The organism is Micromonospora sp. NBS 11-29, from assembly GCF_002140155.1.
Taxonomy (GTDB): Bacteria; Actinomycetota; Actinomycetes; order Mycobacteriales; family Micromonosporaceae; genus Micromonospora.
Genome location: NZ_NAPR01000001.1, coordinates 14,645 through 14,992, shown reverse-complemented (window position 1 = coordinate 14,992; position 348 = coordinate 14,645). Strand labels below are relative to the sequence as shown.

General features: G+C 78.2%; 1 protein-coding gene. It reads right to left on the bottom strand.

The window, feature by feature from the left end; genetic code table 11:
- Positions 1–348: CurL C-terminal domain-containing protein (locus tag B1205_RS30460; RefSeq protein WP_254909583.1), on the bottom strand; the 348-nt coding region annotated here is incomplete at both ends.

Below are 348 nucleotides of genomic sequence, written 5' to 3'. Positions count from 1 at the left end.
CACCGGACCCGCACCGTGCTCAGCCATCGAACCGGTGACCACGTTCCCGGCCGGCACACCGGAGGCCAGGGCGTCCAAGCCGGAGAGCAGTTCGTCGCGGTCGGCGGCCACCACGGCGGCGCGCTGGTCGAGCGCGGCGCGGGTGGTGGCGAGGGACCAGGCCACGGCGGCCGGTTCGTGCTGCGGGTGTTCCCGGACGTGCCGGGCGAGCCGTTCCGCCTGGCCGGCGAGGGCGGTGGTCGAGCGGGCGGAGAGCGGCCAGATCAGCGCGTCGGTCCGGACCAGCCCGGCCGCCGTCGGCACCGGTTCGACCGGCTCGGGCGCGGCGGTCGGCTCCGCGTCGGCGGG